This is a genomic window from Sphingopyxis sp. (assembly GCF_035998905.1).
Lineage (GTDB): Bacteria > Pseudomonadota > Alphaproteobacteria > Sphingomonadales > Sphingomonadaceae > Sphingopyxis.
This window is the reverse complement of sequence record NZ_DASYHG010000029.1, coordinates 401,337-415,719: the sequence shown is the minus strand read 5'-3', so window position 1 is coordinate 415,719 and position 14,383 is coordinate 401,337. Positions and strand designations below refer to the sequence as shown.

The following is a 14,383-nucleotide window of genomic DNA, read 5'->3' as shown; positions in this document are numbered from 1 at the left end:
TGCCAATCGCGCAGGCCACGCGGGTGTAGCTCAATGGTAGAGCAGAAGCTTCCCAAGCTTACGACGAGGGTTCGATTCCCTTCACCCGCTCCAGCATCTTACCCCGGCCGCACCGACACCGACTGTTCGATGAGCTCGATCTCGCGATAGGCGGTGAGGAAGGCGATGTCGGCGGCGTCGCGGCCGACGCAGATGCGCGCCATCGCATCCGCGCGCGACATGCCCGTCGCGTCAACCGGATGCCAGTCGCCATCCAGATAGACTTCGGCGACCGCGTGAAAATCCTGCGGATCGACGCCGAGCGCATAGACGCTCGCCATGCGCGCAGGGATGTGCGCGGCGCGGGCAAGCGCGATCATGACATGTGCATAGTCGCGGCACACCCCGCGGCGTTCGACAAAGCTATCGAGCGCGCCGGTTTCGGCGGTGCTGGTGCCAGGCAGATAGGTGAAGCGACTTTCGATCCAGTCGCGCATTCGTGCGATCTTGGCCCCGCCCGCAAGCTCGCCGAAGCGCCGGTCGACGAAGGCGTGGAACTTGTTCGACGGACAATAGCGCGATTCGTTGAGATAGGGGACCGCATCCGCCGGGAGGCGATGCAGCGGTACGGGCGCAAGCCGCTCCAGATCGGCGGGTGGGCGATCGATCGCAATATGAGCGCGATAGGCGACATGCAGTTCGCCATGCTCGCGCAGCCAGATCGGTTCGCAAAGGCCGTTCGGGGTTGGCACCCGCGACATACGGTCGGGGGCACCGAGGTCGAGCGTCGCATCGAGGACACGCTGGCCATGCCCGTCCGCGGCCTCGATCTGGAGCATCAGGTCGACCGGCTCGGGCAACCGGTAATTTAGGGAGGCGGAAATTTCGAGTTTCATCTATCGGCAACGCATGAGGAAGGGTTCGGTGGCGCTAGGCATGGCAGGGGCAAAGAGCAAGTGACGGCGAAGCGTACCATCCCGTTCATCGTTGCGACCATCTTCATGGACGCGGTCGGATTCGGCATCATCATGCCGGTGCTGCCGCAACTGGTGATGGAGGTCGGCGAAATCGACCTTCCGCACGCGATCGAGGTTGGCGCGTGGATCGGCCTTGTCATGGCGGTCGCGACCTTCCTCGCGTCGCCCGTGCTCGGCAATTTGTCGGATCATTTCGGGCGGCGGCGCGTGCTGCTTCTCGCGCTCGGCGGGCTCGCAGTCGATTATGCGCTGCTGACGATCGTCGAAACTTTGCCCTGGCTGTTTGTCGCGCGGGCGCTGTCGGGGATTTTCGGCGGCAGCTATGCCGCGGCGCAGGCGGCGATTGCCGACATCACCGCGCCCGAGGAGCGCGCGCGCAATTTCGGCTTCGTCGGCGCGGCGTTCGGTATCGGCTTCGTCGCAGGGCCGGCGCTCGGCGGCTTCCTCGGCGAGATCAGCCCGCGCGCGCCGTTCGTCGCGGCCGCGATCCTCGCCGCCGCGAATATGCTCTACGGCTATTTCATCTTTCCCGAAACGCTGCCGCCCGAACGCCGCCGCGCCTTCGACTGGCGCCGCGCCAATCCGCTCGGTGCGTGGAAGACGATGCGCGCGCTGCCCGGCATGGACGGGGTCGCGGGGGTGCTCGTGCTGTGGCAGATCGCCAGCCTCGTCTATCCGATGACGTGGAGCTTTTACTGCATCGCGCAGCTCGGCTGGACGCCCGGAATGATCGGCGCGAGCCTTGCCGCGGTCGGGGTGATGATCGCGCTCGGCCAGGTCTTCGTCGTCGGCCCCGCGGTCGCACGCTTCGGCGAACGCGACGCGGCGACGCTCGGTATCCTCGTCGCGGTGGCGGTCTATATCGGTTACGCCTTCACCACCTCGACGATCGGCGCTTTCCTGCTGCTGATCCCTGTCGCGTTGCAGGCACCGGTTCAGCCGTCGCTGATGGCGATGATGTCGCGCCGCGCGACGCCGGAGACGCAGGGCGAGGTGCAGGGGATTTCGGCCATGGCGATGGGATTGGGCCAGTTGTTCGCGCCGCTGCTGCTCACCGGCACAATGGCATATTTTACGGCAGACGCCGCGCCGGTACATTTTCCCGGCGCGGCGTTCGTCGTCGCAGCGATTTTCGGCCTGTTCGCGATCCTGATGCTGCGCCGCCTCCCGCGCGCGCAGCCGGCCGATCAGATGCCGCCGTCGGTCACTGCATAGCCGAGCGCTTCGAAGCCCGCGGTGAGCATCGCGACGCACGCCGCAACCTGTTCGCCGTCGGTCGAGCGAATGACGAAATTCGCGCCGGTCTTGCCCTCGCGAAAGAAGGGATAGCTGCCGATCGCCACCCCCGGATGATCCTTTTCACCGAGGCGCAGCAGGTCGGCGATCTCGCTTTCGGGTGCCCAGGCGCCGATCGTGTGCGCGACGAGCGGCGCGCCGCCCTCGAGCTCGCCGGTGAGCGCATCGAGCATGCCTGCGGTGATGTGCGGCACCCCCGCCATCACGAACAAATTGCCGATGCGGATGCCCGGCGCGCCCGACATGCGGTTGGGGATCAGCTCGGCGCCGTCGGGGACGCGCGCCATGCGCAGCCGCGCCTCGGTCAGCTCGCTGCCGCGTGCGGTGTAATAGCGTTCGAGGATCGCCCGCGCCGCAGGATGGATGATGACGCCGACCCCCAGCGCCTTCGCCACCGCGTCGACGGTGATGTCGTCGTGCGTCGGCCCGATGCCGCCGGTGGTAAAGACATAATCGTAGCGCGCGCGGATCGCGTTCAGCGCATCGACGATCTCCTGCTCGACGTCGGGAACGATGCGCACTTCGCGCAGGCGAATCCCCTGCACTTCGAGCCAGGTCGCGATCTGCGCGACATTCTTGTCCTGCGTGCGGCCCGAGAGAATCTCGTCGCCGATCACCAGCACGGCGGCGGTCCAGATGCGTTCGTCGCTCATGCCTTTGCCTTAGCTGCCTATGGTGACAAAACAAGCCTGCTGGCAGTTGGATGATGTTCTTGATATGTTCTCGTCCGAATCGAACCACATGGGAGAAGCGCGATGGCCGACGACCTGATTTTCTATACCAACCCGATGTCGCGCGGGCAGATTGTCCGCTGGATGCTCGAAGAGGTCGGCGCTCCCTATGAGCCGCGCATCCTCGATTACGGCACGACGATGAAAGACACAGCCTATCTGGCGGTCAATCCGATGGGCAAGGTTCCCGCGATCGTCCACGGCGGCAAGGCGGTGACCGAATGCGCGGCGATCTGCGCCTATCTCGCCGATGCTTTTCCCGAAGCCGGCCTTGCCCCCGCCGCCGCAGACCGCGCCGATTATTACCGCTGGCTGTTCTTCACCGCGGGGCCGGTCGAACAGGCGATCACCGCGAAGCATTTCGGGGTCGAGCCCGACGCCGACCAGCAGCGCATGGCGGGCTTCGGATCGCTGCCCGCCGCGCTCGACGCGCTCGAAGGCGCGGTCGCGGGCAAGGCCTTCGTCGCGGGCGACCGCTTCAGCGCCGCCGACGTCTATGTCGGCAGCCAGATCGACTGGGGGCTCCAGTTCGGCACCATCGCGTCGCGCCCGGCGTTCGAGGCCTATGTCGCACCCTTGCGCGAACGCCCGGCATACAAGCGCGCGAAGGAAATCGACAACGGCCTGATCGCAAAGATGCAGGCGGCGGGCGCGGCCCCGGCCTAGGGCAGCGACTTCAGCAATCCGGCGGCGAGCGGCGCGAGCCGCCGGACCTGCGGATCCTGCGATTCGCTGGCCGCGACATAGATGGCGTCGCCGAACGCGCTGCTGTTGTGAACCGCCGCGAGCCCTGCCGCGCTGGCATAGGGCGCTTTCCAGCGCGGCGCGTCGTCGGGATGCAGCGCCTGGAACCACGCCGCCCATGCGGCATCGTCGATGTCGGAACGTTTGGCGAGGAAGAGTACCGGTCGCGCGAGGCGCCGCGCCTCGCCATGAATATAGGAAGGCGATGCGGCGGGGGCGACCTGCGCCGCGATGGCGGCCAGCAACAGGTCGGCGTCGGGGCGCGCGAGCCGCGGATTGAGCGCGAGCTGCATCAGGAGGTCGGCGCCATGCGCGACCCCATGACGCCACCCCTCGCCCGCCACAAAGCCGCGATAATCGGTGACGCCGCGCAGATAGGCGGCGCCCGATCCCGCGAGCGCGTGCAATTCGGCTTCGCTCAAATAGGGCGCGACCCGGTCGGCGCGCGCCACCTCGGACAAGGCGAGGGCGGCGAAGGGTTTCTGGAAGCCCGCCGCATCGTCGGGGCCGGCGACGATGGCGCTCAGCCGCGCCAGCACGTGGCGCATCTGGTCGGCGGCCAGATGCCGCCCGCGCAGCCCTTCGGACCAAAGCGTGAAGGCAAAATCGTCGCGCACCGCGGGATCGGGATCGCCAAGGCACGCGGCGAGCGCATCGAGATCGGCAAGGCTGGCCTTCGGAAAGTAGGTCGCCGCATAGGCTTTGAGGTCGCCGCCTGCCGGCCGGGCGACAACACAGCCCGGCGCCGATTGAGCCGCTTGGGCCGCTTGGGCGGGAAGGACCAGCATCGCCGCGACTGCAGCCATTCCGATGCGAATCATGCCAATGCCCCTCTCCCAAAAGAAAGAGCCCGGCGAATCGCTTCGCCGGGCTCCCTTGTTTCGTTCCTGTCCGCCGCGCTTAGTCGCGGCTACCCAGAAGGTTGAGCAGGAAGGTGAACATGTTGACGAAGTCGAGATAGAGCGTCAGCGCGCCCATGATCACCGACTTGCCGACAAAATCGGTCCCGCGGACATAGAAATACATGCTCTTGATCTTCTGCGTGTCATAGGCGGTGAGGCCTGCGAACAGCAGCACGCCGATGACGCTGATCGCCATCGCAAGGGCGCTCGACTGCACGAACAGGTTGATCAGCATCGCGACGAGGATGCCGACGACACCCATGATCAGGAAGGTACCGAAGCCCGACAGATCCTTCTTGGTCGTGTAGCCATAGAGGCTGAGACCGAGGAAGGCGGCCGCGGTCGCGAAGAAGGTCGTGGCGATCGACGAGGCCGTGAAAGCGAGGAAGATCGTCGACATCGACAGACCCATCACCGCGGCATAGACCCAGAACAGCGCCTGTGCGGCACCGGTCGAGAGCTTGTTGATGCCGAAGCTCAGCACCAGCACGAAAGCCAGCGGCGCAAGCATCACCACCCACATCAGCGGGCTGCCGATCAGCGAAGCGGTGAAGCCGCTGTTATACGCCAGCATCGCGACGATGCCGGTCAGCAGCACGCCCGAACCCATATAGTTGTAAACCGACAGCATGTACGACCGCAGGCCGGCATCGACGGCCTGGTCCATTGCGTTCGCGCCGGCGCCAAAACCGGAAGCCGCCATATTGGGGTCGTTCCAATTCGCCATTGTCATTACTCCATCACCGGCCAGCCCATACCGGCCGTATGCAGCAATATCGGGAGTTTGGCCGCCTGTTTCAAGCGAAACCGGACATGAGCAATATTAAGCAACAATATCGGCGCCCGGCGGTAAGGGGTCGCGATCGCGCGACAAGCCGCTTATGCTCTGCATTATGTCGACGCACCGCCTCTTCGTCGCGCTGCGCCCGCCGCGCGCGACCCGCGAAATCCTGATCGCCGCGATGCACGGCATTGCGGGCGCGCGCTGGCAAATCGACGACCAGCTTCACCTGACTCTGCGTTTTATCGGCGAGGTCGACCGGCATCGGGCGGAAGATATCGCCGCGGCGCTCGGTGCGCTGCACGCGCCGACCATCGTCGCCCGTGTGGCGGGGGTCGGCGTGTTCGAACGTCAGGGCCGGTCGCACATGGCCTGGGCGGGGGTCGAACCGGACGAGCCGCTTCATGCGCTACACCGCAAGGTCGACCAGCTGCTTGCGCGCGTCGGGATCGCGCCAGAAGCGCGCGCCTTTGTCCCGCACATCACACTCGCGCGGCTGAACCGCAGCGCGGGGCCGGTCGCGCCCTTCCTGGCGCTGAACAGCGGCCTTGCAAGCCCGGCCTTCGAATTCGGGCATGTCACGCTCTACGAAAGCGAGCTCGGCCACGGCGGCTCGCGCTATCATCCCGTCGCGCGTTATCCGCTGGACGGCGAAAATTCGGTGACGAGCGCTGCCGCGACCGCGTCGACATCGTCCCAGGTGGTCGCGAAACCACCGTCCTCGCCATAATAGGGGTCGGCGACGCCCTCGCCGCCCCGTCCAGGCAGCAGGTCGAGCATCAGCCGGAGCTTGGCGGTTGCGCCGACGGGCCTGATCGCCCGCGCGTCGCGCAAATTGCTCTCGTCGGCGGCGAGGATCAGGTCGAAGCGGTTGAAGTCGCCGGGTGACAGCTGGCGCGCGCGCAGACCCGAAATATCGACCCCGCGGCGCCGCGCCTCGGCCTGCGCGCGGGTATCGGGCGGATGGCCGACGTGCCAATCGCCGGTCCCCGCCGAATCGAGCAGCGCGTCGATCCCCGCCCTTGCAAAGGCCGCACGCGCCGCTCCCTCGGCAAGTGGCGAACGGCAGATATTGCCGAGGCATAGGAAAAGGATCGCGGGCCTTTTTTCGGTATCGTCGTGCATGTTTCTCCCTTCGCACAAAGTTGAACCGACTTTCAACTTGCGCCTTCGCCCCGCTCTGCTAGCCATGATCGCCAAGAGATAATGGGTCAGGGAGAGGGTTGCCAGATGGCCGAGACCGCCAGCGAAAATGTCATGTCCGGCGCGCCGGGTTCGGCCGAGCCGCAAGCCACGGGTTATAGCTGGTACGTCCTGTCGGTGCTCGTCGTCGTCTATATCCTCAATTTCATCGATCGGCAGATCATCAGCATCCTCGCGGTCGACATCAAGGCCGACCTCGGACTCACCGACGGCGACATGGGCTTTCTCGGCGGCGCCGCTTTCGCGGTCTTTTATGCGCTGTTCGGCATCCCGCTGGGCCGCCTCGCGGACAATTGGAGCCGCGTCAAACTGCTGTCGATCGGCCTGACCCTCTGGTCGGCGATGACGGCACTGTCGGGTTTCGCATATAATCAGCTGACCCTGACGCTCGCGCGCATGGGCGTCGGCGTCGGCGAGGCAACCGCAAGCCCGACCGCTTATTCGCTGATCTCCGACTATTTCCCGAAGCGGCAGAAAGCGACCGCGCTCGCCATCTACTCGTCGGGGCTCTACCTCGGCGGCGGTGTCTCGCTGTTCATCGGCGCATCGATCGTCGAAACATGGAACATGGCGTATCCAGCGGGTGGCCCGATTGGACTGGTCGGCTGGCAGGCGGCCTTTCTCGCGGTCGGCATTCCCGGCCTGTTGCTCGCGCTGTGGGTTGCCAGCCTGCGCGAACCGGTGCGCGGTGCGATGGACGGCGCACCGACTCAGGGATCGCCGACACCCTTCCGCGAATTCGGCAAGGATCTGTCGATGATCGTGCCGCCGCTGACGCTATGGGGCGCGTGGAAGCGCGGTCCGGCGGCACTCGCAATCAACATCGGCTTCGCCCTCGCGATCGCCGCCTTCGCCTGGTGGATGATCGGGCTGACGGGCAACCTTCCGCAATGGTCGGCGGTTGCACTGGGCTATTATGCCGTCTTTTCCTGGGCGAGCGGGCTCCGCGCGCACGACCCCGCGACCTTCCGGTTGATCTGGGGCACGCCCGCCTTCATTTGCACGACGCTCGGCTATGGCCTCGTGGCGCTCGCCGCTTATGCGCTCGCTTTCTGGTCGGCGCCCTATGCCGAAACCGTGCTGGGCCTGCCCAAGCAGGAACTGGCTTTCTATCTCGGTGCCAACGGCGCGATCAGCGGTTTCGTCGGCGTGATCATCGGCGGCCGGATCGCCGATGCACTGCGCGCGCGGAACCCCGCGGGACGGATTCTGATGATCATCTTCGGCGTCGTTGCACCGGTCGTGCCGATCTGGATCGGCTATACGACGGACAATGCGGCGCTGTTCTACATCATGAATTTCCTTGCCGGCCTGTTCGGCGCGGCGGCGCTCGGCGCCGCGGCCGCGACGACGCAGGACCTGGTGTTGCCGCGGATGCGCGGGACGGCGACTGCCGCCTTCTTCCTCGGCACGACGCTCGTCGGCCTGTCTTTCGGCCCGTATATGGTCGGGCAGATTTCGGACCTCGCCGGCACGATGGTCGACGGGAAACCGGTCGGCGACTTGCGCACCGGCATATTGTCGCTGATCGGCGTGGCGCCGATCGCGCTCGGCCTGCTGATCTATGCCTATCGCGCCGTCCCGCGGGCCGAAGCGACGATCGCCGAACGCGCGGCGGGCGCCTGACCTTTCGGTCGAGACGCCCGCCCAAGCTTTCATTGAAGCTCCGGGACCGCGCCGTCGTCCCCCCGTGGTGGGAAGCGACGAAGCGGAAGCCGTTTTACTTCGCGCCCTCTTTGACGATCACGCCGCACGCGACGCGGCCGCCGCTATTGCCGCTGGGATCGGTCTTGTAATCGTCGGGCCCGGCATGGATCACGAAAGCGGCACCGTCGGCGTCGAGCAAGCCGCCGTCGCCCTCGAAGCGCGAACCGACGAGGCGCAGCGTCGCGCGGCCGATCTGGTCGGGCTCGATGACAAGGTTCGGAAGATCGCCGTGATGTGCACCCATCGGATTGTCGCGGCCGTGCTGAACCCCGGTCGGGTTCCAGTGCGGCCCCGCGCTCGCGAAATCTGGCGCGTTGCACTGGCCGACCGCATGGACGTGCATCCCGTATGTGCCCGGCGCGAAACCGCGCGCGACGAGTTCGACGCGAAGCCCGCTCGTATCACGATAAATGTCGGCGCGGCCGCGGTCGGCGCCCTTCGCGTCATAAAGCTGGGCATAGGCGTCGGGCGCGGGCAGCGTCGTCGTCGACTTCTTGCCCATCCCGGCACAGCCGCCGAGTGCGAGGGCCGAGATGACAATCAGCCCCTGTGCCATTGCCTGTTTGCGGCGCGAACCAATCACCATCTTGCTGCTCCCTGCACTTGAAACCTGAATCTATACGTCGCGACCGCGCGTTTCGATCCCATGCGCCGACGATGCCGCCATTTGCCCCGCGTTCCAAGCCCTTATGAGGGCGGAGCTGTGACAAAGCGTTGCGGCACAGAAAAAGGGGCCGCGAATTTCTTCGCGGCCCCCATTTTCGCCTCACGGCTCCGATCAGAGATCAGAAGACGCGGGCATATTGCTCGTTGCCGACGAAGCCCAGCTTGCCGACGCCGCTGCGCTTGATCACCGCCATGACATTGTCGACGACGATATAGCGTGCATAGGGGTCGGGCTGGACCTGCAGTTCGGGTTCGACCGGCAAGGCCTTGGTCTGTTCCAGATACTGCGCCAGCTGAGCGAGATCGACCGGCGAACCGTTCCAGGTGATCGTCCCCGCGGGGTCGATCATCACCTTGTTCTTTTCGGGGTCGACATTGCTCTGGCTGTCGGTCGGGATCGGCAGATCGATCTTCACCGCGTGGGTCTGGACCGGGATGGTGATGATGAACATGATGAGGAGCACGAGCATGACGTCGATCAACGGCGTCGTGTTCATGTCCATCATCGGTTCATTTTCGTCCCGATCTCCAACTGCCATGGACATGCGATTATTCCTTCGTTCCTAAACGGAGCGCGCCCTTACAGGCGGCCCACCGTACCCGACCCAGGAGCCGGTTCCGAAATGAACCCGATCTTCTGGAAGCCGGCATATTGCATCGTATAGATCACACCGCCGATGCACTGGTACGGCGTGTTGACGTCGCCGCGAATATGCACTTCGGGGAAATTTTCCTCGGTGATGTTCTGCGGGCCGCCGATGTCTTCGAGCAGCTTTTCCAGCTTCTGCTGACCGCGTTCGAGCAATTGTTTCGAATCGACCGGGGTCTGGCCCCAATAGACTTCGCACGCCGTGCTCTCGGGATTCGGCTCGCCATCGCCGTCGGTGTCCGCCGAACGGATCGACAGCAGCACGTTTTCGGGCTTCGTCGTCGTCGGTTCAAAGGGCACGTCGGGCAGCTTGAGGTTCACCGTCTCCAACACCACGGGAACCGTGATGAGGAAGATGATGAGCAACACAAGCATGATGTCCACGAGCGGAGTCGTGTTGATTTCGGACATTGGGGCTTCTTCGCCGCCCTTGTCGCCTACACTCATCGCCATAGGATTAGCATCCTGTCACAAAATTTCTGTCACGGACATCGGGTCGACACGCCAGACGGCCTGGCAACCCTGTCCAACGGACCCCGCCCGTCGCCCCATGGCGAAAGGCGGGGGTCCAGGAGACCAATCAGGCCTTCTTCGGTGCCGCGGCCGGAGCAGCGGCCTTGGCGGCAGCCTGCGTCGAAGCCGGCTTCACCTGACCGTTCGACATGATCGAACCGAGAACGTCGTTCGAGAAGGTCGACAGGCGGCGGGCAATCGCCTTGTTGCGGCTCTGGAGCCAGTTGAAGGCGAGCACCGCGGGAACCGCCACGATCAGACCGATGGCGGTCATGATGAGCGCTTCACCGACCGGGCCGGCAACGGTGTCGATCGAGGCCTGGCCCGATGCACCGATCTTCACGAGCGCGCGAAGAATACCGATAACGGTACCGAACAGACCGACGAACGGTGCGGTCGAACCCACGGTCGCGAGGAAGGCGAGGCCGCCGTTGAGCTTCGAGTTGATGTGGTTCTGCGAACGCTCGAGCGTGCCGTGCATCCAGTCATGTGCTTCGACGGGATCGGTCAGCTTGTTGTGCTCTTCGTTGGCGCGCAGGCCGTCTTCGACAACCTGGCGGTACGCGCTGTTCTTTTCGAGCTTCGAGGCACCATCGGCCAGCGTCGGCGCGCGCCAGAAATTGGCATCGACCGCCTTGCCCTGGTTGATCACCTTGTTCTGTTCGAACAGCTTGGTGAACAGGATGTAGAGCGTGCCGATGAACATGATCAGCAGGACGAGGAAGGTGACCTGCGAGACGATGCCGCCTTCGCAAAGCGCGGGGACCAGACCATAGGGGTTCTGGCCTTCTTCCTTCACGCACATCGATGCGGGCATCAGGCTGAGGCCTGCGTCGTGAGCGGCAGCCGGCGCCGCAGCGGCGGCATTTGCGATCAGATTAAACATACTGGAAAATCCCTCTCAAAATATTCGGTAAAATCGAAAACAGATGTCCTTGCGCCGGATCAGCGCGGAATCTGCCAACGGATACGATTGCTGTAGCTTCCGCCCACGGGGTTACCCGCGCGGTCCTTGCCCGGATTGAACCGGCCGCGGCGCTGGATAAGCTTGCAGGTTTCGGCATCGAGATCGGCGTGGCCGCTCGACGAGGTCACGTCACACGAGGTGATGCGGCCATCGGCGCCATAGGTAACGCGGAACCCGGTGGTGCCTTCACGCTCTTCGCGCATCGCACGGGCCGGATAGTCGTCGTTCGTCGCCCAGCGACCCGGATTGCCCTTCGGCGTACCGGCGGCGCTGAGATCCGGCGTCGGCGGCGGCGCGGGCGGAGCCGGCGGCGTATAGACGGGCGGGGGCGGCGTCGGCGGCGCCTTCGGCACCGACTGGACCGTATTGGTCGTCACCGGCGGCGGAATGGGCGACGGCGGCGTCACGACCGGCGGCGGCGGCGGCAACTTGTTGTCCGGCGGCGGCGGCGGCGGGGGTTCCTCCGGCGGCGGCGGCTCTTCAACGTCCACCACATCCAATTTTTCGGCGAGCTTCTTGACGATACTGATATTCAAGCCGTTCACCAGGCCATAGCCCAGCACAGCAGTAAACAGACCAACCAAGACAATCGCCACTACCCTGTTTTTAGGGTCGACATTATCACCATAAGCCATTCAGGGACGACGCTCCTTGCTAGATCATCCTGACACCAATTCCCTGCCGGCGGGTTCGGTTGCCAAATGCCCGGATGATTTCCGATGCGTTCCGCGAGACCCGACGGCGCTACGTTCGGCTTATTATGTTTTTGCCGGACGCTTCGCGGCCCGTCCTATCGCGGTGGCGGCAAGTTCGCAAACCCTTTATCAGCGGTTAATGTGCCTTGTCCCATCATGGGGATTCAGGCGCCGATACCGGTGTCATAAACGACGGAAAGTGGATCGACCATGCGCCTCCCCCACCCGGCAGCTATCGCCGGAATCCTGACCCTTACCCTTGGAATCCCAAGCGTTTCCGCCATGCAGGCCCCGGCCCCGGCGGCGGCGGCCAGCCCCTACAGCTATGCCGATATCGCCGATCTGGCGAGCGCCGCACCGATCGCGCTCCACGCGCGCATATATAGTGCCGCCGCGCTCAAACCCGCACAAGCGCCCGGAGTCGCGGCGGGTCACGCGCGATTCTATATCGAGGCCGATGTCGTCAGCCTGATTCGCGGATCGGGACCGCTCGCGGCGCGAATCTCTTACCTCGTCGACCTGCCGCTCGATGCCAAAGGCAAGCCGCCGAAGCTTAAAAAGAAGCAGCCGGTCCTGCTCTTCGCCCGCCCCGTCGCGGGCGCGACCGCGGGAAGCAGCAACACCGGCAGCGTCCGGCTGATCGCGCCCGACGCCCAGTTGCCGTGGGATCCGGCGACCGAAGCGCAGCTGCGCGCGATCCTGACCGAGCTGGTGAAACCCGGGGCGCCGCCCGCGATCACCGGTATCGCCAACGGCTTCCACGTACCCGGCACGCTGCCTGGCGAAGGCGAAACCCAGCTCTTCCTCAACACGCGGACCGGCGAACCGGTCTCGCTGACGATCCTTACCGCCGCCGACGGGTCGCGGCGCTGGGCCGCGGCCTTTGGCGAGATCGTCGACGGATCGGCCGCAGTGCCCGCGCGGGGTACGCTGGCCTGGTATCGGCTCGCCTGCGGCCTGCCGCGCACGCTGCCGCTGAACAAGCTCGCGGGAACCGCGCCCGAGGATCGCCGCAAGGCGGCGTCCGACTACGCCATCGTCCTCGGCGCGCTGGGCGAATGCACACGCACACGCAAGCCGCCGGTTGCGGGATAATAAAGCTCAGCTTCGGCGCGCCCTAGGCGCAGCGGGCTTGTTTCCGCGACAAAAGCCGATAGGGCGCTGGCACCCGGCGGGCGATTGCCCGCGCATCCAGTCCGGAGTCCCCGCATGTCGCCTTATTCCGCCCCGACCGCTCCCCGTCCGCCGCTGCGTGTCGCGCTTGCGGGGATTGGCGTCGTCGGCGGCGGGGTCGTCCGCCTGCTCGAGGCGAACCGCGACCTGATCGCACGGCGCGCGGGGCGGCCGATCGAGATCGTCGCGGTGTCGGCGCGCGACCGCCACAAGGACCGCGGCATCGACCTTTCGCCCTATCGCTGGGAAGACGATATGGACGCGATCGTCGCCGCCGACGATGTCGACGTCGTCGTCGAGATGATCGGCGGCGCCGACGGATCGGCGCTGACGCTCGCGCGCCATGCGCTCGGCGCGGGCAAGGCGCTCGTCACCGCGAACAAGGCGATGATCGCGCACCACGGGCTCGACCTGGCGCGGCTCGCCGAGCAAAAGGACACGCCGCTGAAATATGAAGCCGCGGTCGCGGGCGGCATTCCCGTCATCAAGGCGATCCGCGAGGGCGCGTCGGCGAACGAGATCGCGCGCGTCTATGGCATCCTCAACGGCACGTGCAATTATATCCTGACGCAGATGGAGCGGAACGGCGCGAGCTTCGCCGACGCGCTGGCCGCCGCGCAGGCGGAGGGTTATGCCGAGGCCGACCCGACCTTCGACGTCGACGGGATCGACGCGGCGCATAAATTGTCGATCCTTGCGGCGCTGTGCTTCGGAACCAAGCTCGACATCGGCGCCGTAACCGCGAACGGCATCCGCAATCTGATCGCCGCCGACATTCGCGAAGCCGAAGCGCTCGGCCACCGCGTCCGCCTGATCGGCATGGCCGAGCGCGATGCTGGCGGGCTGTACCAGCATGTCCAGCCGTGCCTCGTCCCCGCAGACCATCCGCTCGCTTATGTTCCGGGTGCGCTTAACGCCGTCGTCGCCGAGGGCAATTTCGTCGGCCGCCTGTTCTTCGAAGGTGCGGGCGCGGGCGCGGGGCCGACGGCTTCGGCGATCGTCGCCGATATCATCGACATCGCGCGCGACGAATATGGCCCCGCCTTCGCGATGCCCGTCGATTCGCTCGACGCCGCGCCGGTCGCCGACGCGGGGGCGCGCGTCGGCAAACATTATGTCCGCCTGATCGTCGAGGACCGGATCGGCGTGCTCGCCGAAATCGCGACGGCGATGCGCGATGCGGGCGTGTCGATCGAAAGCTTCATCCAGCGCGGCACCGACGAGGAAGATGGTGTCGTCATCGCGCTCGTTACTCATGACGGACCGGCGAGCGCCATCCATGCCGCGCTCGGCATTCTCGCCGCGTCGGATCATGTGGTCGGGACACCGATGCACATGCCGATCCTCGCGCTTTGAACCACGCTTGAAATCGCGCGCACCGCTGTTACCCCGACGAGGGG

Annotated in this window: 16 protein-coding genes and 1 tRNA gene; 7 read left to right on the top strand and 10 right to left on the bottom strand. The window is 65.5% G+C overall.

Features of this window, described 5'->3' with window-relative positions; genetic code table 11:
• The first annotated feature begins 19 nt into the window (after positions 1-19).
• Positions 20-93 (top strand) — tRNA-Gly (locus VGN62_RS19270).
• Between the two features lie 5 nt (positions 94-98).
• Here the strand turns inward: VGN62_RS19270 and VGN62_RS19265 are convergent.
• The gene (locus tag VGN62_RS19265; protein ID WP_327456914.1) at positions 99-875 is read right to left on the bottom strand and encodes a transglutaminase family protein; all 777 of its coding nucleotides are present in this window, start codon (positions 873-875) and stop codon (positions 99-101) included.
• 60 nt (positions 876-935) lie between these two features.
• Here VGN62_RS19265 and VGN62_RS19260 point away from each other — a divergent pair, with 60 nt between their 5' ends.
• Complete coding sequence (locus VGN62_RS19260; RefSeq protein ID WP_327456912.1) at positions 936-2,171, top strand: MFS transporter; 1,236 nt, start codon at positions 936-938, stop codon at positions 2,169-2,171.
• On the opposite strand, the gene VGN62_RS19255 is transcribed toward VGN62_RS19260, so the two are convergent.
• Entirely contained in the window at positions 2,144-2,905 is a 762-nt protein-coding gene (locus VGN62_RS19255) for a competence/damage-inducible protein A (protein ID WP_327456910.1), read from the bottom strand. The genes VGN62_RS19260 and VGN62_RS19255 overlap by 28 nt on opposite strands.
• Positions 2,906-3,007: 102 nt before the next feature.
• Between VGN62_RS19255 and VGN62_RS19250 the strand changes: the two genes are divergently transcribed.
• On the top strand, positions 3,008-3,649 hold the full coding sequence (locus VGN62_RS19250) for a glutathione S-transferase family protein (RefSeq protein ID WP_327456908.1): 642 nt from the start codon (positions 3,008-3,010) through the stop codon (positions 3,647-3,649).
• On the opposite strand, the gene VGN62_RS19245 is transcribed toward VGN62_RS19250, so the two are convergent.
• Together VGN62_RS19245 and VGN62_RS19240 are read right to left on the bottom strand one after the other, a co-directional pair.
• Complete coding sequence (locus tag VGN62_RS19245) at positions 3,646-4,548, bottom strand: DUF2785 domain-containing protein (protein WP_327456905.1); 903 nt, start codon at positions 4,546-4,548, stop codon at positions 3,646-3,648. The two genes, VGN62_RS19250 and VGN62_RS19245, sit on opposite strands and share 4 nt — an antisense overlap.
• Before the next feature lie 79 nt (positions 4,549-4,627).
• Positions 4,628-5,356, bottom strand: a complete 729-nt coding sequence (locus tag VGN62_RS19240) for a Bax inhibitor-1/YccA family protein (RefSeq protein WP_327456903.1) — start codon at positions 5,354-5,356, stop codon at positions 4,628-4,630.
• 166 nt (positions 5,357-5,522) lie between these two features.
• On the opposite strand from VGN62_RS19240, the gene thpR reads away from it, so the two are divergent.
• The gene (gene thpR / locus VGN62_RS19235; protein ID WP_327456901.1) at positions 5,523-6,140 is read left to right on the top strand and encodes an RNA 2',3'-cyclic phosphodiesterase; all 618 of its coding nucleotides are present in this window, start codon (positions 5,523-5,525) and stop codon (positions 6,138-6,140) included.
• Here thpR and VGN62_RS19230 read toward each other — a convergent pair.
• On the bottom strand, positions 6,047-6,535 hold the full coding sequence (locus VGN62_RS19230; protein WP_327456899.1) for a low molecular weight protein-tyrosine-phosphatase: 489 nt from the start codon (positions 6,533-6,535) through the stop codon (positions 6,047-6,049). The two genes, thpR and VGN62_RS19230, sit on opposite strands and share 94 nt — an antisense overlap.
• A gap of 105 nt (positions 6,536-6,640) precedes the next feature.
• Here VGN62_RS19230 and VGN62_RS19225 point away from each other — a divergent pair, with 105 nt between their 5' ends.
• Positions 6,641-8,239 carry an MFS transporter gene (locus VGN62_RS19225; RefSeq protein WP_327456897.1) on the top strand — a complete coding sequence of 533 codons (1,599 nt, stop codon included), beginning with the start codon at positions 6,641-6,643 and terminating at the stop codon, positions 8,237-8,239.
• 94 nt (positions 8,240-8,333) lie between these two features.
• On the opposite strand, the gene VGN62_RS19220 is transcribed toward VGN62_RS19225, so the two are convergent.
• The 5 genes from VGN62_RS19220 to VGN62_RS19200 all read right to left on the bottom strand — a co-directional run bounded on the left by VGN62_RS19220 (position 8,334) and on the right by VGN62_RS19200 (position 11,750).
• Entirely contained in the window at positions 8,334-8,906 is a 573-nt protein-coding gene (locus tag VGN62_RS19220) for a superoxide dismutase family protein (RefSeq protein ID WP_327456895.1), read from the bottom strand.
• A 199-nt stretch (positions 8,907-9,105) separates the two neighbouring features.
• Positions 9,106-9,531: a biopolymer transporter ExbD gene (locus tag VGN62_RS19215; protein WP_327456893.1), complete on the bottom strand. Its 426-nt coding sequence runs from the start codon at positions 9,529-9,531 to the stop codon at positions 9,106-9,108.
• A gap of 35 nt (positions 9,532-9,566) precedes the next feature.
• The gene (locus VGN62_RS19210; protein WP_327456891.1) at positions 9,567-10,088 is read right to left on the bottom strand and encodes a biopolymer transporter ExbD; all 522 of its coding nucleotides are present in this window, start codon (positions 10,086-10,088) and stop codon (positions 9,567-9,569) included.
• A 127-nt stretch (positions 10,089-10,215) separates the two neighbouring features.
• The gene (locus VGN62_RS19205; protein WP_327456889.1) at positions 10,216-11,034 is read right to left on the bottom strand and encodes a MotA/TolQ/ExbB proton channel family protein; all 819 of its coding nucleotides are present in this window, start codon (positions 11,032-11,034) and stop codon (positions 10,216-10,218) included.
• 59 nt (positions 11,035-11,093) lie between these two features.
• A complete protein-coding gene (locus VGN62_RS19200) occupies positions 11,094-11,750 on the bottom strand; it encodes an energy transducer TonB (protein WP_327456887.1) in 657 nt (218 codons plus the stop codon).
• 342 nt (positions 11,751-12,092) lie between these two features.
• On the opposite strand from VGN62_RS19200, the gene VGN62_RS19195 reads away from it, so the two are divergent.
• Both VGN62_RS19195 and VGN62_RS19190 read left to right on the top strand, forming a co-directional pair.
• Complete coding sequence (locus VGN62_RS19195) at positions 12,093-12,905, top strand: hypothetical protein (RefSeq protein ID WP_327456885.1); 813 nt, start codon at positions 12,093-12,095, stop codon at positions 12,903-12,905.
• Between the two features lie 114 nt (positions 12,906-13,019).
• Positions 13,020-14,339 (top strand): homoserine dehydrogenase, encoded by a 1,320-nt coding sequence (locus tag VGN62_RS19190; protein ID WP_327456883.1) that lies wholly within the window; start codon positions 13,020-13,022, stop codon positions 14,337-14,339.
• Positions 14,340-14,383 lie beyond the last annotated feature (44 nt).